Genomic DNA, 20,815 nt, shown 5'->3' with positions numbered 1-20,815 from the left:
CGACGCCGCGCACCGGAGGTAGCGTGCTGGAGCCGCCCACCCCCGTATGGCGCGCGGCCAACCAGCATCGAAGGAGCTGAACAGTCATGAGTCGTCCCCTGCGCTCCCGGACGTCCACCCACGGCCGAAACATGGCCGGAGCTCGCGCGCTGTGGCGCGCCACGGGCATGGGATCCGAGGACTTCGGGAAGCCGATCATCGCGATCGCGAACTCCTACACGCAGTTCGTGCCGGGGCACGTACACCTCAAGGACATGGGCGACCTCGTGGCGTCGGCGATCCGCGAGGCCGGGGGCGTCGCCAAGGAGTTCAACACGATCGCCGTCGACGACGGCATCGCGATGGGCCACGCCGGCATGCTCTACTCCCTGCCGAGCCGCGACCTCATCGCCGACTCGGTGGAGTACATGGTGCAGGCACACACCGCCGACGCCCTCGTCTGCATCTCGAACTGCGACAAGATCACGCCGGGCATGCTCAACGCCGCGCTGCGGCTGAACATCCCGGTGATCTTCGTGTCGGGCGGGCCCATGGAGGCCGGCAAGGCGGTCGTGGCCGACGGCGTCGCGAAGACCCCGCTGAACCTGATCAACGCGATCAACTACTCGGCCGACGAGAACGTGGACGACGCGGCGCTCGGCCTGGTCGAGGAGAACGCGTGCCCCACGTGCGGCTCGTGCTCGGGGATGTTCACCGCGAACTCGATGAACTGCCTCACCGAGGCGCTGGGCCTGTCGCTGCCGGGCAACGGCTCGACGCTCGCGACGCACGCCGCCCGCAAGGAGCTGTTCCTCGAGGCCGGCCGCACCATCGTGGACCTGGCCCGCCGGTACTACGAGGACGAGGACGACACCGCCGCGCCGCGCGGGATCGCCACCAAGGCGGCGTTCGCCAACGCGATGACGCTCGACGTCGCCATGGGCGGCTCCACGAACACGGTGCTCCACATCCTCGCGGCGGCGCAGGAGGCGGAGGTCGACTTCACGCTCGCCGACATCGAGGGCATCAGCCGCCGGGTGCCGTGCCTGTCGAAGGTCGCGCCGAACCACCCCGACTACCACATGGAGGACGTCCACCGGGCCGGTGGTATCCCGGCGCTGCTGGGTGAGCTCGACCGCGGCGGCCTGCTGGACCACGACGTCACCTCGGTGCACACGCCCACGCTGCGCGCGTGGCTGGACGACTGGGACATCCGCGGCGGCAAGGCCACCGAGCGGGCGCTCGGCCTGTTCCACGCGGCCCCGGGCGGGGTGCGCACCACCAAGGCGTTCTCGACGAACAACCAGTGGGAGACGCTCGACACCGACGGCTCGGGCGGCTGCATCCGCTCCGTCGAGCACGCATACACCGTCGAGGGCGGGCTGGCCGTGCTGCGGGGCAACATCGCCGAGGACGGCGCCGTGTTCAAGACCGCGGGCGTCGACCCGGACGTGTTCCACTTCGTCGGCAAGGCCCTGGTCTGCGAGTCGCAGGACGAGGCCGTCGAGAAGATCCTGACCAAGCAGGTCGAGCCGGGGCACGTCGTGGTCGTCCGTTACGAGGGGCCCGCCGGTGGGCCCGGCATGCAGGAGATGCTCTACCCGACCTCGTACATCAAGGGGCGCGGCCTGGGCAAGGTGGTCGCCCTGATCACCGACGGCCGGTTCTCGGGCGGGTCCAGCGGTATCTCGGTGGGCCACGTCTCCCCGGAGGCCGCGGCAGGCGGCACCATCGGCCTGATCGAGGACGGCGACGAGATCGAGATCGACGTCGACACCCGCCTGATCCGGGTCAACGTGCCGGACGAGGTGCTCGCCGAGCGCCGCGCCAAGATGGAGTCCTCCGAGCGGCCGTGGCAGCCCGTGGACCGCGACCGGTACGTGTCGCCCGCGCTCCAGGCCTACGCGGCACTGGCGACGTCGGCCGACCGGGGCGCCGTGCGCGACGTGGCACGGCTCCAGCGGCGCTGACCGGCACGGGCGCGGCACCCGGTGTGGGTGCCGTGCCCGGCTCGCCCGCACTGGTGGACGAGGACGTTCGAGTGTCGGTGACTCGTGCCATGGTGGTGTGACCCGGACGACACACACCAGGGAGTGACCCATGACCGACGCGATCACCGCCGCCGAGTTCACCGCGGAAGCGGGGACGGGCGACTGGCGCGTGCTGAGGAGCTCCGCTCTCGCACGCTTCACCACCGGCTCGTTCACCCGGGGCGTGCGGCTGGTCAGCCGCATCGGTGCACTCGCGGAGGCCGCGAACCACCATCCGGACGTCGACCTGCGCTACGGCACCGTGACGGTGCGGACCTGGTCGCACGACGTCGGCGGCCTGTCCGCGCGGGACGTCGCGCTCGCCCGGGAGATCTCCATGGCCGCCCGTGAGCTGGACGTCGCCGCTGACCCGGCAGGGGTCAGCGACGTCGTGCTGTGCATCGACGCGACAGCAGGCCCCGAGGTGCAGTCGTTCTGGCAGGCGCTACTGGGTTACGACGCAGTGGCGGAGTACTCGGGCAACGACGCCGCCGGGCGGCTGACCGACCGGGACGGACGGCTCCCGGCGATCTGGTTCCAGCAGTCCGACGAGCGGCGCGAGCAGCGCAACCGCATCCACGTGGACGTGTGGGTGCCGTTCGACCAGGCCGAGCGACGCATGGCGGCGGCGCTCGCGGCGGGCGGCCGCCTGGTCACCGACGAGTTCGCCCCGTCCTGGTGGGTGCTGGCCGACGCCGAAGGTAACGAGGCATGTGTCTGCACGTGGCAGGGCGAGTTCTGACCGCTGCGCGTGACGCTCCGGGCACGGCGGCACAGGGTGCGGTGGTGCTCGGAGACCCGCTCGTAAAACAGGGTGAGATCGTGCCGCGTGCGGAGTAGAGTCTCGCGCTTGTGCGCCCGCTCCCGTCTCCCTCCCGGAACCCGTACTGGCGGTTCCTGGTAGCGGGATTCCGCGGGCAGTCGGCCTACCCGCTGGCCACGTTCGCGGGGCTGGTGGCGAACGCGACGTTCGGCCTGCTCAAGGGCGGGATCATGGGCGCGGCGGTCGAGAGCTCGGGCGGTGAGCTCGCCGGCTACTCCGCGGCGACCATGGCGGCGTTCGTCTGGCTGGGCCAGGGCATGCTGGGATCGGTGAACTTCTGGGGCGGCAGCGACCTCCAGACCCGGATCAAGTCGGGCGACGTGGCCGTGGACTTCCTCCGGCCAGTGAGCGTGCAGGCGGCCAACGTCCTGACGGACGTCGGCAAGGGCTTGTTCGCCTTGCTGCCGCGCGGGCTGCCGAGCGTGGTCATCGGTGTGCTCGTGTCCAGCATGGCGCTGCCGCCCGACGCCACCGCGTACGTGCTCGGGCTGCTCAGCCTCCTGATCGGCATCACGGTCTCGCACGCCACGGTGTACGCCGTGGCGACGTCGGGGTTCTGGCTGGTGGAGACCCGGGGCGTCAGCGTCCTCTACATGGCGGTCTCCGGGTTCTTCGCCGGTCTGTTCACGCCGATCTACCTGTTCCCGGACTGGCTGCTGACCCTCGCGCTGCTCACGCCGTTCCCGTCGATGATGCAGTTTCCCATCGACGTGCTGTCCGGGCAGGTCACCGGTGCGGCGGCGGCGCAGCACCTCGGGGTGCAGGTGGTGTGGCTGGCGGTCGTGCTCGGCGTCGGGCACCTGACCACGCGGGCCGGACGCCGCAGGCTGGAGGTGCAGGGTGGCTGAGCCGGAGGAGCGGCGCAGGGCGCGGGTGCTCCGCGCCTACCGGGCGGTTCTCGCGAGCCGTGCCCGCTCGCAGGCGAGCCATCGGGCCAGCTTTCGGATGGACCTGGTCGGGGCGGTGCTCGTCGGGCTGATCGAGTTCACCGAGATCTGGGTGCTGTACTCGGCGACGGACCAGATCGGCGGGTTCACGCTCGCCCAGATCATGCTCGTGTTCGGTCTGTCCGACCTCGCGTTCTCGCTGGCCGACCTGGCGGCGGGACACTGCGACAACCTGCCGCAGTACGTGCGCGCCGGCACGCTCGACGTGTTCTTCCTGCGACCGCAGCCGCTGCTGGCACAGCTGATGACGAGCGACCTCAGCCTGCGCCGGATCGGACGGTGCCTGGTGGGCGCGACGGCGCTCACGGTGGGCCTGGTGCTGAACGACATCGACTGGGGCATCGGCACGGTCGGCCTGCTGGTGCTGGCCCTGGTCAGCGGGTTCGTCATCTTCACCGCGCAGTTCGTGACCGCCGCCGGCCTGCAGTTCTTCCTGATCAACGGCTCCGAGATGACCAACGCCTTCGTCTACGGCGGCCGGTACGCGGCCACGCAGCCCGCAGTCGTCTGGCCGCGGGCCCTGCTGCTCGTCTTCGGCGTCATCTTCCCGGTGGCCTTCACGGCGTACCTGCCGGTATCCACGCTGTTGGGTGTGCCGGGCCCGCTCGGGCTGCCGACCTGGCTGGGCTGGTGCGCGCCTGTCGCCGCCCTCTGGGCGGTCACCGTCGCGGGGCTGTGCTGGCGCTGGGGCCTTCGTCACTACCGAGGAGCGGGTGGATGAACGTCATCAAGGCGGAGGGCCTGACCCGGGTGTTCACCGGGCGGCCGGACCGGAAGAACAGGCTGCGGCGCAGCCGGCACGTGGCCGTCGACCACCTCGACCTGAGCGTCGAGGCCGGCGAGTCCGTGGGCTACATCGGGGCCAACGGCGCCGGGAAGTCGACGACGATCAAGATGCTCGTCGGCATCCTGGTGCCGACGAGCGGGATGGTGACCACCGTGGGGCTGCACCCGCTGAAGCAGCGACGGGCGCTGGCACGACGGATCGGCGTGGTCTTCGGACAGCGCTCGCAGCTCTGGTGGGACCTGCCGGTGCGGGAGTCGTTCTCGATCCTGTCCGCCATCCACGGCCTGTCCGCCGCCGACGAGCGGACCAGGACCGCCGAGCTCGTCGACATGCTCGAGATGGGCGAGTTCCTGACGACGCCGGTGCGCCAGCTCTCGCTGGGGCAGCGCATGCGGGCCGAGGTGGCCGCCGCGCTGCTGCACCGGCCGGAGCTGCTGATCCTCGACGAGCCGACGATCGGCCTCGACGTGCTGTCCAAGCAGCGACTGCGCGAGTTCCTCGTGACGCAGCGGCGCGAGCACGGCACCACGCTGCTGCTCACCACGCACGACATGGGCGACGTCGAGCGGCTCTGCGACCGGATCCTCGTGGTGGATCACGGCAGGCTCGCGTTCGACGGCACGCTCGACGGGCTGGCCCGCACGGTGGGCGCACGGCGCGAGCTCGTGGTGGATCTCGCGACGGCGACTGGTGACCTGGTGGACCTGGACGGTGCGGAGCACGTCCGCAGCGAGTCGGGCGGCCTGCGGCAGCGCCTCGCGTTCGACCCGCAGCGCACGACGGCGGCCCGCGTGCTCGCCGCGGTGTCCGAGCGGGCGGAGGTGCTGGACCTGTCGATCACCGAGCCCGACATCGAGGACGTGGTGCGCGAGATCTACCGCGCCACCCGCCGCTGACCTGCCTGGCGGGGTGCGCACAACCACAAGCCTGCTCAGGTTCGCGAGACGATCAGCTCCGACCAGGCGGGGATCAGCACGCCCCGGGCCGCCCGACGCCGGACGATCCGCAGGGGGCGGTCCTCCTCCCACAGCATCCGCAGCAGCGCGCCGATCTCGGCCCGGGCCAGGGCGGCACCCAGACAGAGATGCCGGCCCGCACCGAACCACAGCTGGCGGGACTCCCGCAGGTACGGACGATCGGCGCGGAACGGACCGGCGGCGGCGTTCGCCGACCACACGAGCAGCATGATCCGCTCACCGGCTCGTAACCGCGCTCCACCCACCTCGACGTCGGCCGCCACCCCTCTGCCGATCACGGACGCGGGACTGGTGACCCGCAGCCCTTCACGCACCACGTTCTCGACCGGGTCCGCCTCCCCGGGGTTCAGGAGCCGCGGCGTCCGATCGTCGCCTCCCGCAGGACCGGACGCCGGGACGGGCACGGCCGCCCCGGCACACCCCCGCAGCGCCGCGAGCATCCGATGCTGCTCACCGGTGTCGACCAGCAGGGCGGTGATCCGCCCCATGGCGCTCGCGGCGGTCTCGGTGCCCGCGACCATCAGCAGCGAGGCCAGGCCGGACGTCTCGGTGAGCCCGAGGCCGAGCTCCCGGCAGCGGCCGAGCAGGGTGTCCGGCGGTGCGTTCCGCCAGCCGTCGGGGATCCCCGCGTTCAGCTCGGCAACGATGCCCTGCGCAGTCGCCACCTGGGCCGGCGTCAGGATCGTCGACCCCGCGGTGCCGAGCGCGACGGAGGCGAGGCGCTCGCCGGTCTCGAAGATCCGCAGCGCTCCCTCGTCGTCGGGCCAGGAGCCGCCGTACCCGTCGGGGCGGGGAATCCCGAGCAGGCTGATGACCATGCGGCCCACCAGGACCCGGGAGAGGTGCGCGACGTCGAGCGTCCCGCCCGAGCGGAGCTCATCGGCCGCGGCGGCGACGCGGTCGTCCCACGCGGCGCTCACCAGGTCGCGCGAGACGGTCTCCGTGAACAGCTCGCGCGTGCGGGAGCGCAGGTCGTGGTGACCGGCGCCGTCGAACAGGTCGAGCACCCAGTCGCCGAGGATCTGGGCCCACAGGTTTCCCACGCCGCCCTCACCGAGGATCGTGAACGAGCGGTGGTCGCGGAGCACCGTGCGGGCCACCACGGGGTCCGCCGTGACCCACCCGATACCGGGCACCCGGCGCACGGGCGAACCCGTGCCGGGCCGGCGCTGGGCGGCCGCGCCTGCGAGGAGCAGGCCGGCCATCGCGGGCCGGGCGCGGTAGAGGAGGCCCAGCTCGTGCCGGGTGGTCGGGAGGGTGGGGATCACGGCCGTCACCCTATGGGCGGGCGTGCCACGCGCGGTACCGGGTGGGCCGCTCAGCCGTACAGGCTCTGGACGTCCAGCTCGATCGGGAACGGCAGGTCGACCTTCAGCGTGTCCCGGAAGATGCCGGTCGGGACGTACGTCCTGGTCAGGTCATCGAGCTCGTAGACGTGGATGGTGGTGACGGCGTCGACGTCCTCGACCCGCCAGAAGTGGCAGATGCCCGCCTCCGCGTACTTGTGTGGCTTCACTACCTTGTCGCGATGCTCTGACTCCGGGGAGACCACCTCGACCGCCAGGACGATGTCTTTTGCCTCGTACCAGGTCGCGTCACCATCGATCGACGCCGTCGAGGCGAGCAGGTCGGGCTCGGGGCGGTTGTGCTGGTCCAGGCGGACGGTCATCTCGCTGTCGACGACCATCCCTTCCGGCGCCTGGCGCGTCAGGTGGGTCCGCAGGGCAAAGGTGACGCTGCTGTGCCAGCGGCGTTGAGGGGACATCATGAAGACGAGGGCTCCGTCGATCAGCTCGGTGTGGCGGGGAGCGTCCGGCAGATTGTCCAGGTCCTCGGCGAGCCAGCCCTCCGGGCGCGGAGGGCGCATCCAGTCGGGGAGCTCGGCCATGGCACCACGGTAGCAACGGGCACCTGTCGTGTCATGACTCGCCGCCGCCGCTGTCGATCGCATACCTAGACGTTGAAACGTCTAGCCGTCACCTGCGCGTTATAGGGGTGCCATAACCTTTGCCGGGTGCTCCCCGAACCGGCCGCCGTGCTGAACCCGGCACCCGCCCGACCCGTCGAACCCTCTGCTGCGCCCCGGCAGGCGCCGCGGCAGCGCCCGCGCCCGGTCGCCCGCATCGCCGGCGTCGCCGTGCACCTGCCCGAGCGCACCCGGGACGTGGCCGAGGCCGAGCGCGAGCTGCACCGCAGGAACCCGAAGGTCGCACCGCGCCTGCCGATGGTGTCGCGCCTGACGGGCGTGCGCCGCGTCCACGTGGCGGACGACGACCAGCAGGCCTCCGACCTCGCCGTCGCCGCCTCCCGCACCGTCCTGGACCGTGCGGGCCTGGGCCCGCAGGACGTCGACCTGCTGATCTTCGCGTCGGCGACCCAGGACATGATCGAGCCCGCGACCAGCCACATCACCGCGGCCAAGCTCGGCGTCCGCGCGCCGGTGATGGACGTCAAGAACGCCTGCAACTCCGTGCTCAACGGCATAGAGGTCGCCGAGGCGCTGATCGGCACCGGCCGGTACCGCCGCGTGCTCGTCGCGTGCGGGGAGATGCCCACCCGCGGCGTGCGGTGGGACGTGCCGGACCGCCGCACGTACGCGATGTCCGCGGCCGGCTACACGATGTCCGACGCCGGTGCGGCGGTGCTCGTCGAGGCGACCGGCGCCGGGAGCGCGGCCGCTGTCGGGAGCGCACCCCGCTTCGGCGGACCCGGTGCGCACGGGCGCGCCGACGGCTTCGAGGACGACCTCGTCGCGGAGCTCGCGGAGCTGGTCGAGCCCGCCGGCCGGCTGTCGGGCATTCTCTCGTCGGTGTTCGCCGCCGAGTCGCAGCACTGGGACGTCGGCATGCTGCCGGGCGGCGGCACGGTGAACCCGCGCGACCCGGAGCGGAGCTACTTCGAGATCGACGGGTCGCGGCTGCGTGCGGCGTTCGACGCCTTCGGGTCGGCGCCCGTGGAGCAGGCCCTGGCCGCGGCGGGCGTGACCATGGACGACGTCGCGCTCGTCGCGGTGCACCAGGTGGCGGTCGCGTACCTCGCGGACGTGCACCGGACGCTCGGCGTGCCGGCCGACCGCACGATCGTCACCGTGGCCGACCACGGCAACATCGCCTCGGCGACGCTTCCGCTGCAGCTCGACACGGCGCTGGAGTCCGGCCGCCTGCGGCGTGGCGACGTCGTGCTGCTGCTCGGTCTCGCGGGCGGCGTCAGCATGGGCGCGATGGTGGTCCGGTGGTGAGCGGCGAACAGCTCGGCCCGCAGTCGGGTCGCCCCCGCCTCGCCGTCGTCGTGCCCGCGCTGAACGAGGCGCACGAGCACGGGATCCTCCGCACGCTCGAGGCGCTGCACGCCCAGGAGGACGACGACTTCGACCTGGTGGTCGTGGACAACGGGTCCACCGACGGCACACCCGACGTCGTGCGCAAGGCGATAGCGAACTGGGGGCGGCCGCGCTGGCACCTCGTCACCGAGGACCAGAAGGGGACCGGCGCCGCCGCGGACACGGGGATGCGCGCCGCCATCGGCCTCGGGGCCGAGCTGCTGGCTCGCACGGACGCCGACTGCCTGCCCCCGCCGACGTGGACCAGTGCTGTCCGGGCGGCCTTCACGTCGGGCGACGAGCTCGTCGCGGGGCGGCTCGTCCCGCGCGACGACGACCTGCCGGTGTCGCGGTTCCAGCAGGGCGTGCTGTCGTTCGCGCTGTGGGCGTCGAGCACGTTCGGCAAGGTCCGGCCCGGGAACCAGGACGAGGGGTACCTCGGGCCGTACGTCATGACGCCCGGCTGCAACATGGCGATCACCGCCTCCCTGTACGAGCGGGCGGGCGGGTTCCCGCGCACCCGGATCGAGGACCTGCACGAGGACCGTGCCCTGGTCAACGCGGTACGGCGCCTGACGACGCGGTACGGCGAGCACCGTGCGGTGTGGGTGCGCGCCTCGACGCGCCGGGTGCACGCCTGGGGGCTCGTGCGGACGCTCGGCTGGTACGCCGACCATCGGTACCGACCAGAGGTCGTGGACATCCGATGAGCGCCGCGCTGCCGACGCCCACGCCCCGGGCCGCGGCGAGCGACGCCCCGCCGTCCGCCCGGAAAAGTGTGCCAGGCGCCGGTGCGCGAGGGCTGAGCGGGGCAACGGCTGAGAAAGTCTGGGAGGAGCGGGTGCAGCGTGCGGCGCATCCTCTGGCCTACCCGGCACTGCGGTCCGCGCGGAACCGGCCGGTGGTCCGGGTGCCGCGCATCGGCGTCGTGGTGAGCGACGCGGCCCTCGCCCGCGAGGTGCTGCTCGACCTCGACCACTTCTCGAAGGTGGGCCCGGGGGCGCCGTCGGACCTTTGGACGCCGGTGCTGGGGCCGTCGGTGCTGCTCAACATGGAGGGCGCCGAGCACGCCGCCCTGCGGCGGGCGCTCGGGCCGCTGTTCACGCCCCGTGCGGTCCGCGAGCTCGTGGGGGCGGACGACGGCGGCGCGGGCGTGCTGCCGGACCTCACGCGGCGGCTCGCGGCGGGGGAGACCGTCGACCTGGCGGCGGTGGTCGGCGCACAGGCCGGCGCGGTGATCTGCGGGATGGTCGGGCTGCCGCCGACGGACGAGGCGGTGCGCTCCTCCATGGCCGCCGCCCAGACGATCACCGGGATGGTGCGCCTGCACCGGCACGGCCTGACCCGGTCCCAGGTGGCGCAGGCACGGACCGTGCTGGAGCGGCTGACCGCGCCCGCCCGTGTCGCGTACCGCGCCGGCGACCCAGCGACGGTTCCCGGCCGGATGCGCGACCTGGGACTGTCCGAGCGTGAGGCGATGGGTGCCGTCGGGGCGTTCGTGCTCACGGGGACGGAGACCATCCAGTCGTTCGTGCCCCGCCTCGTGGCCATCGCGCACGACACCGGATGGACGGCGCGCCTGCTGGCGGACGACGCCCAGCTGCGGCGTCGTGCCGTCGAGGAGGGGCTGCGCGTCACCGTGCCGACCCCCGCGATGCTGCGCTCGGTGCGAGCCCGCACGGCGGTCGGCGGGGTGCCGGTCGCCGCGGGGGACCGGGTGGTGATCGCCACGGTGAACTGCTGCCGGGCGGGCGGCGGCTTCGACCCCGACCGGCCGGTCGACCCCGCCGTGCGGCACCTCTGGTTCGGCGCGGGCCCGCACTTCTGCCTCGGCATGCCGCTCGCGATGGCGCAGGTGGACGCGGTGCTCGACGCGCTCGCGGCAGCGGCGTCCGACGGGCGTGTCCCGGTCGTGGGACGGCGCCGGGCCGCGCGCGGTGTGCTGGTCCCCGCGTACCGCTCGCTGGAGCTCCGGCTGCGGGATGCGGAGCGGGTCCTCGTCCCGTCGCCTGCGCGGGTGGCGTCGTGACGCACTTCGTGGACGATCTGCTCGACGTCGCACGGAGCGTGCCCGGCGTCGTCGCGCTCCGCTGGTTGGGCGGCCGCGACGGCGGACGCGTGCGCGAGGAGGTCACGTTCGGCAGCCTGGCCGAGCGGGTGGAGCGGACGGCATCCGGACTGCGAGCGCAGGGCATGGAGCCGGGCGACCGCGTGCTCTTCAGCATCCGGCCCCGGCCGGAGGGGGTGATCCTGTGCCTGGCGGTCCTGCGAGCGGGTGGCGCCGTCGTGTTCGTGGACCCCGGTTCGACGCCGGAGCTGTTCGCGGCGCGGATCGCGGCGGCGAAGCCGCGCTGGGCTGCGACGGAGGCGCTGCTGCACGCGGCGTCGTCGGGGCCGCTGCGGGGGATCGCGCGCTCGCGCGGCCTGTTGCTCCCCGACTACGGGCGGCTGCTCGTGCGGCACCTGTACACCGGGGCGTGGCTCCCGGGGGTGCCGCGGGGTGCGCGCCGGGTGACGAGCCTGGGCCGGGTGGCGCCGGGGACGGGTCGGGCGTCGGCGTCGCCGACCGGTGCGGGCGCTCCCGGCCCCGTGACGGGGGAGGCGGACCGGGAGGCACTGGTCGTCTTCACGTCCGGTACGACGTCGGACCCGAAGGCGGTGGTGCACACCGGCCGCACGCTCGGCGGGATGCTTGACCTGTTCGCGCGAGTCGGCGACCTGGGGCCGGCGCAGCGGGCGCACACGGACCAGATGTTCCTGGGGCTGCCGGCGATCATGGCCGGGGGCACGTGGGAGATCCCGGCGAAGGCGCCCAAGGACGCGCCGGAGGCGTTCGCGCGGGGCGTCGCGGGGGCCGACTCCTCGTTCCTGGTGCCCGCCGACGTGACCGCGCTGCTCGACGCCCTGGAGGCGCAGGGCCGAGCGGGCGGCGTCGGGCCGGCCGAGGGTCCGGCTGTGCTCGCGGTCGGCGCCGCGCCCGTCACCGTGGCGCTGCTCGAGCGTGGCCGCCGCGTCCTGCCGGGCACCCGCTGGCTCGCGGTCTACGGCGCCACCGAGATCCTGCCGGCGGCGGTGACCGACGCGGACGAGAAGATCGCGACCGCCGCGGAGGGCGACCTCGTCGGGCGCCCGCTCGACGGGATAGGGGTGCGGATCGACCCGGAGGCCGCCTCGGATCCAGAGGTCGCCTCCGGCGCGGACGGCGAACGAATGGTCGGCGAGCTCGTGCTGACCGGACCGTCCCTGATGGCCGGCTACCTGTCCGACCTCGACGCCGGCCGGCCGCGGGCCGTCGAGCACCGGACCGGCGACCTCGCGTACCGGGACGCCGAGGGGCGGATCGTGCTGGTCGGCCGCAACCGGGACATGATCATCCGCGGGACCGTGAACATCTACCCGGGTCTGTTCGAGCCCCGGCTGCGGGACCTGCCGGGTGTGGCGGACGCGGTCATGGTCGGTGTCCCCGTGCCCGACGGTGACGAGCGGGTGGTGCTCGTGGTGACCGCCGAGGCCGGTGACTCGCACAGCTCGCGCGACCCGCACACCGGGACCCCGGAGATCCGGACCGGCACGGAGCTGACCCGGTCGGTCGGGGACCAGGTGGCGCGGGTCGTGGACCACGGCGCACTGCCCGACCTGGTGGTCGAGGCGTCCCACCTGCCGCTCGCGGGCCGATCCCGGAAACCTGATCGTCGTGCGCTGGTCAGCTTGGTTTCACCCGTGACGGGTACAGTGCGCGCATGAGGGTGGCGGTGACCGGTTCGTCTGGTTTTGTTGGTGGTGCAGTGGTCCGCGACCTGGCGGCGCGCGGGCATGAGGTGATCGCGTTCTCGCGTCGGGTCCCACGCCTGCCCGGCGACGTCCTCCACCTGGTCTCGCACCAGTTCTGGGACCTCCGGGACGGGCCGCTGGCCAAGGAGGACCGCCCGGAGGACATCGACGCCGTCGTGCACTGCGGTGCCGCGGTGGCCGACGGCGGCAGCCACGCCCGCGCCTGGGTGGTCAACGTCGAGGGCACCCGTGCGGTACGCGAGACGTTCCCCGAGGCCCGGTTCGTGCACGTGTCCTCGGGCAGCGTGTACGACCCCCGCACCCCGAGCGTGGCGGTGACCGAGTCGGAGGCGCCCGTGCGCGGCTACGTCAACGCCTACGGCTCCACCAAAGCGGCCGCCGAGCGGTACCTGACGGCCGACGCCGCGCGCGAGGACCGGGGTCCCGTCATCGTCCTACGGCCGCACGCGGTCTACGGTCCCGGTGACACCACGCTGCTGCCGCGCCTGGAGTCGGCCGCGTTCGGTGCCTGGCTGCCGCTCCCCGGTGGCGGGAAGGTGCGTCAGCACCTCACGCACGTCGACACCCTCGTCCAGGCGGTACGAGCGGCGCTGGACGCCGACGTCGCGCCCGAGACCGCCGCCGGCCTGCCGCTCGTGGCCAACGTCGCCGACGCCCGGCCCGTCGACCTGAACGAGACGCTCGAGATGCTCATGTTCGCCAGGTTCCGGCCGGTGCAGGTGGTCGGCATCCCCATCCGGCTGGCGAACGCCCTGGCCTGGGCGGGCGAGAAGGTGTCCCGTTGGACCGGTCGTGAGCCGCGCCTGTCGCGGTACGCCATCAGTCACCTCGCGATGGAGCGCACCTACGACCTCACGGTCCTGCGTGAGCGCCTCGGCGTCGACCCGGCGCCGACGTCGCTGCACGGTGCGATGAGCTGGTAGCCACGACCGAAGGTGACTTGCCCGGAATGCCCTACCCTGTGCGGGTGATGCCAGGGAGCGACACCGCGGTCGAGACGCTCGGCCTGCGCAAGGCGTACCGCTCGGTGCGGGGCCGCGTCGTGGGCGTCGAAGGGCTCGACCTCCGCGTACCGGCCGGCGGGATCCACGCGCTGCTCGGCCTCCCCGGATCCGGAAGGACCACCGTGCTCCGCCTCCTCACCGGCCTGGCGCACGCGGACGGGGGTGCCATCAAGATCTTCGGCACCCCCGTGCCGGACGGCTTGCCCGACCTCGCCGGCCGCATCGGCGCCGTCGTCGGCGAACCCGGGTTCCAGGCTCCCCTGAGCGGCCGCCGGAACCTGGCACTCCTCGCGGGCGCGGCGGGGGTGCCGCGCGCCAGGATCGACGAGGTGCTCGCCCGCGTACTCCTCACCGACCGCGCCCGGGCGGCCTACGGCACCTACTCGGCCGACGAGGGACGCCGACTGGCGCTCGCCGCGGCGCTCCTGCGCGATCCCGACCTGCTCGTCGTCGACGAGCCGAGCGCGGGGCTCGACGCCGTCGGCACCCGTGAGATCCGGGAGGCCCTGCGGCGCCTCGCCGACCAGGGGAAGACCGTCCTCCTGGCCACCGGCGTCCTCACGGAGGCCCAGCAGATCGCGGACACGGTGACCGTGCTCGACGGCGGCCGGGTGCTCGCCCAGGGCGTCGTCGCCGACCTCCTCGGTGACGCCGAGGTCAGTGTCCGGGTGCGGCTCGACGAGCCGGGAAAGGCCGCAACGGCACTGCGCGCCGCCGGGTTCAAGGTCCGGGCCGACGGCGACACGCTGCACGTCGACGGCGTCGCCGAACCGTCGGACATCTCCCGGGCGCTCGCGAAGCAGAAGCTGTTCGTCAGCGAGCTGGCGCCGCAGCGCGAGGACCTGGCCGCCGTCGTGGGCCGGCTGCGGCCTGTCGTGCCGCCGACCCCCGAGGTCCCGAGCCGCGCGGAGGAGAGGGCCGCTCGCAAGGCCGCCGAGCGGCAGGCCGCGGAGCGCAGGAAGGCGGCCGATCAGCGCAAGGCCGCCAAGGAAGCGGCGGCGAGGCAGGCGGCCGCCGACGCGGAGCGGGCTGAGAAGGCGGCGGTGAAGCAGGCCGCCGCCGATGAGAGGGCGGCGGCGAGGCAGGTCGCCGCTGACGAGAAGGCAGCGGCGAGGCAGGCGGCCCTGGACGAGAGGGCCGCCAAGAAGGCGAGCAGCTCGAAGCCGGATGCCACAAAGCCGGATGCCACAAAGCCGGACGCCACAAAGCCGGACGCCACAAAGCTGGATGCCCCCAAGCCCGATGCCCAGAAGCCGAAGGCGGGCTCCGGGAAGCCGAACACCCCGAAGCCGGACCTCCAGAAGCACAAGCCGGACACCGGGAAGCCCGGTGCACCCAAGCCGGCCGCCCCCAAGCGGGGCACCCCGAAGCCGAGCCCAGGAGCCCAGAAACCGAGCCCGGGAACCCAGAAACCAGGCGCGGACACCCAGAAGCCGCACCGCACCGAGGGGACACGATGACAGGGCTGCTGTGGGCGGAGCTGCGGCGGTTCGGCGTGCGGCCCGCGATCCGCTGGATCGCCGCGGGCATGCTGGCGCACGTTGCCCTGGCGGTCGCGCTGACGGCGTTCGAGGCCGGCGCGTCGACGCTCGCCGGCATGCTGGAACAGGGCCACATCTCGTTCTACGCGCTGGCCTCGGTGTTCCTGGCCTACGTCGCGGGCGTGCTGCTGGTGACGGGGGACGCGGCGGCGGGCGGCACGCGGGCAGTCCTGACCGTCGAGCCCCGTCGCAGCCGTGTGTACTGGAGCAAGGTGGCGGCCGCCGCGCTGGCGGTCCTGCCGGGGGTTGCGGCGGCGTACACGCTGCTGGCCCTCGGGATGTACGGGGTGCACGCACGCTCGGGGATGCTCGGCGCCCCGGCGCCGGACCTGGCTCTCGCGCTGACGTGGAGCGGCGTGCGGGTGCTCGCGCTCGCTGCCTGTGCGGCGGCCGGCGGTGCGGCGCTCGGCGTGCTGGTGCGGCGCTGGTGGGTCGCGGTCCCGCTCGTCGTGGTGTGGCTCCTCATCGAGGAGACGGCGCTGAGCACGGCCTCCACAGGCGGGGAGTGGCTCTTGGCCGCGAACGCGGACTGGTGGGTCCGCGGCACGCGGACCGTCCTGTTCGGCGACGGCCTCCTGGCGGTCCCGCTCGTGCACGGCGCGCTCCTGCTGCTGGGCGTCACCGTGCTGCTGACCGTCCTGGGCTGGGTCGTGTTCCGGCGCCGGGACGTCCGCTGATCGCGTGCGGGTCTGCTCGGCAGGCCCGGGATCCTGCGGCTGGAGGCCCTCCGTGTCTCGGATCGTGGGACCTTCGGCCCGCTGGGTGACATCGCCGCAGATTCGGCGTAACGTGCGTCACGTGCAGACGATCATTCTTGTAGTACTTCCTGAGCGCGCGGCCTAAGCCCAGCACAGGCATCGTCCGCGCGCTCACCCTGGCAGTCCTTGCTCACCAAGGACCCGGGGTTTTTTTGTTGTCACGAACGCTCGCTTTCGCCCCAGGACGGGGCGCGACGGCAGGAGATCCGTATGACCGGCACACCGACACCCGCACAGATCGCCGCGCGCGCCGAGGCGCGTGACCAGGTGCGCACCGAGCTTCGGTCTCGCGTGGTAAGCGGCAGGACCGAGCCCGAGGCCGCCACGCCTCGCGTCGGGCCGGAGGACGTCACGGGCGCGCAGTCCATCGTCCGCTCGCTCGAGGAGGTCGGTGTCGACACCGTCTTCGGCATCCCGGGCGGCGCGATCCTGCCCCTCTACGACCCGCTGATGGACTCCGCCAAGCTCCGGCACATCCTCGTGCGACACGAGCAGGGCGGTGGACACGCGGCGTCGGGCTACGCCCACGCGACCGGCAGGGTCGGGGTGACCATGGCGACGTCGGGCCCCGGCGCGACGAACCTGGTGACGCCCATCGCCGACGCGCACATGGACTCGATCCCGCTCGTGGCGATCACCGGTCAGGTGGCGTCCTCGTCGATCGGGACCGACGCGTTCCAGGAGGCCGACATCGTCGGCATCACCCTGCCGATCACGAAGCACAACTTCCTGGTCACGGACCCCGCCGACATCCCGCGCACCATCGCGGAGGCCTTCCACATCGCCTCCACGGGGCGCCCGGGCCCGGTGCTCGTGGACATCTCCAAGTCGGCCATGCAGTCCCGCACCACGTTCTCGTGGCCGCAGGACCTGCAGCTGCCCGGCTACCACCCGGTGACCAAGCCGCACTCGAAGCAGATCCGCGAGGCCGCGAAGCTGCTGGCCACGGCGAAGCGCCCGGTGCTGTACGTGGGCGGCGGCGTGATCCGGTCCGGCGCGGCGGACCTGCTGCGCCAGCTCGTCGACCTGTCCGGGGCGCCCGTCGTGACGACGCTGATGGCCCGTGGCGCGGTGCCGGACAGCCACCCGCAGCACCTGGGCATGCCCGGCATGCACGGCACCGTGCCCGCCGTCGCGGCGCTGCAGAAGGCGGACCTGGTCTTCGCGCTCGGCGCCCGGTTCGACGACCGCGTCACGGGCAAGCTGTCGAGCTTCGCGCCGCTCGCCGCGATCATCCACGCGGACATCGACCCCGCCGAGATCGGCAAGAACCGCGAGGCCGACGTGCCGATCGTGGGCGACCTCCGCGAGGTCATCGGAGACCTGCTGCCCGAGCTGGCCAGGGAGCACGAGGCCCACGGCAAGCCGGACGTCGAGGGCTGGTGGCACCAGCTCGACGAGTGGCGCCGCACGTACCCCCGCGGCTACACGCAGCCGGAGGACGGGCACCTCTCGCCGCAGCACGTGATCCAGCGCCTCGGCGAGATGACCGGGCCCGACGGGATCTACGTCGCGGGTGTCGGCCAGCACCAGATGTGGGCGGCGCAGTTCATCAGCTACGAGCGGCCGAACACCTGGATCAACTCCGGCGGCCTCGGCACGATGGGCTACTCGGTGCCCGCGGCGATGGGCGCGAAGGTCGGCCAGCCGGACCGGACCGTCTGGGCGATCGACGGCGACGGCTGCTTCCAGATGACCAACCAGGAGCTCGCGACCTGTGCGATCAACGACATCCCCATCAAGGTGGCCGTGATCAACAACAGCTCGCTGGGCATGGTGCGGCAGTGGCAGACGCTCTTCTACGAGTCGCGCTACTCCAACACCGACCTGCACACCGGTCACGGGACCCGGCGCATCCCCGACTTCGTGAAGCTCGCCGACGCGTACGGCTGCGAGGGCATCCGCGTGGAGCACGCCTCCGAGGTCGACGCCGCGATCAAGCGGGCCAACGAGATCGACGACCGGCCGGTGGTCGTGGACTTCACCGTCTCGCGGGACGCGATGGTGTGGCCCATGGTCGCCGCCGGCGTGAGCAACGATGACATCCAGTACGCACGCGGCATCTCGCCGGCGTGGGACCGAGAAGACTGAGCGAGGACTGAATCCCATGTCGAGGCACACCCTGTCCGTGCTCGTGGAGAACAAGCCCGGCGTGCTCACGCGCGTCGCCGGACTGTTCGCCCGTCGCGCGTTCAACATCCACTCCCTGGCGGTGGGCCCCACGGAGCACGAGGAGATCTCGCGCATCACCGTGGTGGTCGACGTCGAGGAGCACCCCCTGGAACAGGTCACGAAGCAGCTCAACAAGCTCATCCACGTGATCAAGATCGTCGAGCTCGAACCCGAGTCGTCAGTGCACCGCGAGCTCCTGCTCGTCAAGGTGCGGGCCGACGCCGCCACCCGGACCGGGGTGCTGGAAGTCGTCGAGATGTTCCGGGCGCGCGTCGTCGACGTCGTGCCGGAGTCCGTGGTCATCGAGGCCACCGGACCCGCCGCGAAGCTCGACTCGCTGCTCGCGGCGCTGGAACCGTACGGCGTCCGTGAGATCGTCAAGTCCGGGACCCTGGCCATCGGCCGGGGTGCCCGATCCATCACCGACCGCGCCTTCGAGCGCGCCGTCCGGTCCGCGTGAACCTACTGACTTACTTTCCACCCGAGAAGATCAATTGAGGAGCAAGAACCGTGGCTGAGCTGTTCTACGACGATGACGCCGACCTGTCGATCATCCAGCAGAAGAAGGTTGCTGTGATCGGCTACGGCAGCCAGGGCCACGCGCACGCCCTGAACCTGCGCGACTCCGGTGCGCAGGTGACCGTCGGCCTGCGCGAGGGCTCCGCGTCCCGCGAGAAGGCCGAGAACGAGGGTCTCGCGATCGCCACCGTGCCCGACGCCGTCCGGGATGCCGACGTCGTCGTCATCCTGGCCCCCGACCAGGTGCAGCGGCACGTGTACGCGGAGGACATCGCGCCGAACCTCAAGGAGGGCGCCGCGCTCGTCTTCGGGCACGGCTTCAACATCCGCTACGGCTACATCAAGCCCGAGGCCGGCCACGACGTGCTCATGGTCGCCCCCAAGGGCCCGGGCCACATCGTGCGTCGCGAGTTCGCCGACGGCCGCGGCGTGCCCGTGATCGTCGCGGTGGAGCAGGACGCGTCCGGCTCCGCCTGGGACCTCGCCCTCTCGTACGCCAAGGGCATCGGCGGCCTGCGCGCCGGCGGTATCAAGACGACGTTCACCGAGGAGACCGAGACCGACCTGTTCGGTGAGCAGGCCGTGCTGTGCGGTGGCGCCTCGCAGCTGGTCCAGTACGGGTTCGAGACGCTGACCGAGGCCGGCTACCAGCCGGAGGTCGCGTACTTCGAGGTGCTGCACGAGCTCAAGCTGATCGTCGACCTCATGGTCGAGGGCGGCATCGCCAAGCAGCGCTGGTCGGTCTCGGACACCGCCGAGTACGGCGACTACGTCTCCGGCCCGCGGGTCATCGACCCGAGCGTGAAGGAGAACATGAAGGCGGTGCTGGCCGACATCCAGAACGGCGCCTTCGCGGAGCGGTTCATCGCCGACCAGGACGCGGGCGCCCCCGAGTTCAAGGAGCTGCGCGCCAAGGGCGAGCAGCACCCGATCGAGACGACGGGCCGCGAGCTGCGCAAGATGTTCTCGTGGATCAAGCCGTCGGACTCGGACTACGTCGAGGGAAGCGCGGCGCGCTGACGAGCCAGGGGCGAGGGACGAGCCCTTGGCGCTGTCGAGCAGAGTGCTTCCCGACCCGACAGCACCAGGGGCTCTGCCGCTCGTTGAGGCGTAGCGGCGCGCTGACGAGGTAGCGCCGCGTCAGGCGTGGCGGCGCCGCTCCGCGAGGAGCGGCACCGCCACGCCGACCAGCGTCAGGGCAGCGCCCACGTAGGTGGCGACCCCCGGCGGCGTGGCGCCCGGCGCCACCGCGTCGAGCACCAGCGCCGTGACGATCTGTCCGGCGATCATGCCCAGGCTGAGCAGCAGCACCCCGATCCTGTGCACGACTGCCGCGGACAGCGCGATGAACGCGATGCCGATGATCCCGCCGGTGTACAGCAGGGGATCCGCCGGGAAGGCGCCGTCGGGTAGCCCCTCGGCCAGGAGCGACACACCGAGGGCGGCCGCCAGCACCACGGTGCCCACCACGAAGTTCACGAGAGTGGCGGCGAGCACGTCGCCGGCGGCGGCGCGCACGTGCCCGTTGACCGCCTGCTGCCAGGCTGACCCGATGCCCGCCACCAGCGGGAGCACTGCCAGCAGCAGGGCAGACGGCGACCCGAGACCCCCCGACATCGCGATGGCGACGGCGGCCACGGTCAGCACCGGGCCGACGGCCCGCGGAAACGTCACGAGCCGGACTCCGCCCGGTCCGAGGCCGAGCCGGTCGATGACGACCGAACCGACGGACTGGCCGGTGACGAAGGCGACGATGAAGGTCGCGACGCCCAGCACCCCGACGGTGAGGCCCTGGGTCGCGACGAAGAATCCGCCGGCGGCGCCACCAAGGACCTGCCAGGGACGCAGGCCGCCGTCGCGCAGGGCGGCGAGCACCCGGCGCATACCGGCCCGGCTGCGCCGGGAGACCAGCAGGGCCAGGGTCAGCAGGATCAGCCCTGACCCGAAGGACACGACCGCCGCGAGGTAGCCGCTGCCGACATGGTCCGCCAGGGAGCCGTTGACGCGACTCTGCACGGCGATCCCGGCTCCGCCGACCACGGCGAGGACGACACCAGCGGCTGCGCGGTTGCCGGGGCGAGCGGCCGGCCGGGCGGTGTCGCCGGCAGGGGCGGTGTCGGCAGCAGGAGCGGGGTGGTCGAGCGAGACGTCGTGGGGCACGTGTCGA

General features: G+C 72.7%; 18 protein-coding genes. 15 read left to right on the top strand and 3 right to left on the bottom strand.

The genetic code is table 11. The features are described 5' to 3' along the window. Window positions 1–86 precede the first annotated feature (86 nt). From ilvD to LUU90_RS09825, 5 genes are all read left to right on the top strand, one after another. Entirely contained in the window at window positions 87–1,949 is a 1,863-nt protein-coding gene (gene ilvD / locus LUU90_RS09845; protein ID WP_275003200.1) for a dihydroxy-acid dehydratase, read from the top strand. Between the two features lie 130 nt (window positions 1,950–2,079). Further along, window positions 2,080–2,751: a VOC family protein gene (locus LUU90_RS09840; protein ID WP_275003199.1), complete on the top strand. Its 672-nt coding sequence runs from the start codon at window positions 2,080–2,082 to the stop codon at window positions 2,749–2,751. A 110-nt stretch (window positions 2,752–2,861) separates the two neighbouring features. Next, entirely contained in the window at window positions 2,862–3,680 is an 819-nt protein-coding gene (locus LUU90_RS09835; RefSeq protein ID WP_275003198.1) for an ABC transporter permease, read from the top strand. Then, window positions 3,673–4,500, top strand: a complete 828-nt coding sequence (locus LUU90_RS09830; protein ID WP_275003197.1) for an ABC transporter permease — start codon at window positions 3,673–3,675, stop codon at window positions 4,498–4,500. Before LUU90_RS09835 ends, LUU90_RS09830 begins: the two co-directional genes overlap by 8 nt. Then, the gene (locus LUU90_RS09825) at window positions 4,497–5,462 is read left to right on the top strand and encodes an ABC transporter ATP-binding protein (protein WP_275003196.1); all 966 of its coding nucleotides are present in this window, start codon (window positions 4,497–4,499) and stop codon (window positions 5,460–5,462) included. Before LUU90_RS09830 ends, LUU90_RS09825 begins: the two co-directional genes overlap by 4 nt. Before the next feature lie 35 nt (window positions 5,463–5,497). Here the strand turns inward: LUU90_RS09825 and LUU90_RS09820 are convergent, their stop codons facing one another. Both LUU90_RS09820 and LUU90_RS09815 read right to left on the bottom strand, forming a co-directional pair. Continuing rightward, window positions 5,498–6,811, bottom strand: coding sequence for a cytochrome P450 (locus tag LUU90_RS09820; protein ID WP_275003195.1), 1,314 nt, complete (start codon window positions 6,809–6,811; stop codon window positions 5,498–5,500). A gap of 50 nt (window positions 6,812–6,861) precedes the next feature. Next, complete coding sequence (locus LUU90_RS09815; protein WP_275003194.1) at window positions 6,862–7,431, bottom strand: Uma2 family endonuclease; 570 nt, start codon at window positions 7,429–7,431, stop codon at window positions 6,862–6,864. A 126-nt stretch (window positions 7,432–7,557) separates the two neighbouring features. Here LUU90_RS09815 and LUU90_RS09810 point away from each other — a divergent pair, with 126 nt between their 5' ends. The 10 genes from LUU90_RS09810 to ilvC all read left to right on the top strand — a co-directional run bounded on the left by LUU90_RS09810 (window position 7,558) and on the right by ilvC (window position 19,668). Further along, window positions 7,558–8,781 carry a 3-oxoacyl-ACP synthase III family protein gene (locus LUU90_RS09810; protein WP_275003193.1) on the top strand — a complete coding sequence of 408 codons (1,224 nt, stop codon included), beginning with the start codon at window positions 7,558–7,560 and terminating at the stop codon, window positions 8,779–8,781. Beyond that, on the top strand, window positions 8,778–9,572 hold the full coding sequence (locus LUU90_RS09805) for a glycosyltransferase (RefSeq protein ID WP_275003192.1): 795 nt from the start codon (window positions 8,778–8,780) through the stop codon (window positions 9,570–9,572). The genes LUU90_RS09810 and LUU90_RS09805 overlap by 4 nt, the downstream gene beginning before the upstream one ends. Next, the gene (locus LUU90_RS09800) at window positions 9,569–10,891 is read left to right on the top strand and encodes a cytochrome P450 (RefSeq protein WP_275003191.1); all 1,323 of its coding nucleotides are present in this window, start codon (window positions 9,569–9,571) and stop codon (window positions 10,889–10,891) included. The genes LUU90_RS09805 and LUU90_RS09800 overlap by 4 nt, the downstream gene beginning before the upstream one ends. Continuing rightward, on the top strand, window positions 10,888–12,606 hold the full coding sequence (locus tag LUU90_RS09795) for a class I adenylate-forming enzyme family protein (RefSeq protein ID WP_275003190.1): 1,719 nt from the start codon (window positions 10,888–10,890) through the stop codon (window positions 12,604–12,606). Before LUU90_RS09800 ends, LUU90_RS09795 begins: the two co-directional genes overlap by 4 nt. Further along, window positions 12,603–13,577 (top strand): NAD-dependent epimerase/dehydratase family protein, encoded by a 975-nt coding sequence (locus LUU90_RS09790; protein ID WP_275003189.1) that lies wholly within the window; start codon window positions 12,603–12,605, stop codon window positions 13,575–13,577. The genes LUU90_RS09795 and LUU90_RS09790 overlap by 4 nt, the downstream gene beginning before the upstream one ends. Window positions 13,578–13,624: 47 nt before the next feature. Beyond that, entirely contained in the window at window positions 13,625–15,118 is a 1,494-nt protein-coding gene (locus tag LUU90_RS09785) for an ABC transporter ATP-binding protein (protein ID WP_275003240.1), read from the top strand. Then, window positions 15,115–15,876, top strand: a complete 762-nt coding sequence (locus LUU90_RS09780) for a hypothetical protein (RefSeq protein ID WP_275003188.1) — start codon at window positions 15,115–15,117, stop codon at window positions 15,874–15,876. Before LUU90_RS09785 ends, LUU90_RS09780 begins: the two co-directional genes overlap by 4 nt. A gap of 291 nt (window positions 15,877–16,167) precedes the next feature. Then, entirely contained in the window at window positions 16,168–18,048 is a 1,881-nt protein-coding gene (locus tag LUU90_RS09775) for an acetolactate synthase large subunit (protein ID WP_275003187.1), read from the top strand. A gap of 16 nt (window positions 18,049–18,064) precedes the next feature. After that, complete coding sequence (gene ilvN / locus LUU90_RS09770) at window positions 18,065–18,589, top strand: acetolactate synthase small subunit (RefSeq protein WP_116676587.1); 525 nt, start codon at window positions 18,065–18,067, stop codon at window positions 18,587–18,589. Window positions 18,590–18,639: 50 nt separating this feature from the next. Next, window positions 18,640–19,668 (top strand): ketol-acid reductoisomerase, encoded by a 1,029-nt coding sequence (gene ilvC / locus LUU90_RS09765; protein ID WP_275003186.1) that lies wholly within the window; start codon window positions 18,640–18,642, stop codon window positions 19,666–19,668. Between the two features lie 120 nt (window positions 19,669–19,788). On the opposite strand, the gene LUU90_RS09760 is transcribed toward ilvC, so the two are convergent. Further along, window positions 19,789–20,808, bottom strand: coding sequence for a DMT family transporter (locus LUU90_RS09760; RefSeq protein WP_275003185.1), 1,020 nt, complete (start codon window positions 20,806–20,808; stop codon window positions 19,789–19,791). Between the last annotated feature and the right edge of the window lie 7 nt (window positions 20,809–20,815).

This window comes from Promicromonospora iranensis, assembly GCF_028994775.1.
GTDB lineage: Bacteria > Actinomycetota > Actinomycetes > Actinomycetales > Cellulomonadaceae > Promicromonospora > Promicromonospora iranensis_A.
Note: the sequence above shows the minus strand (reverse complement) of the source record. Positions and strands in the feature narration are given on the sequence as shown.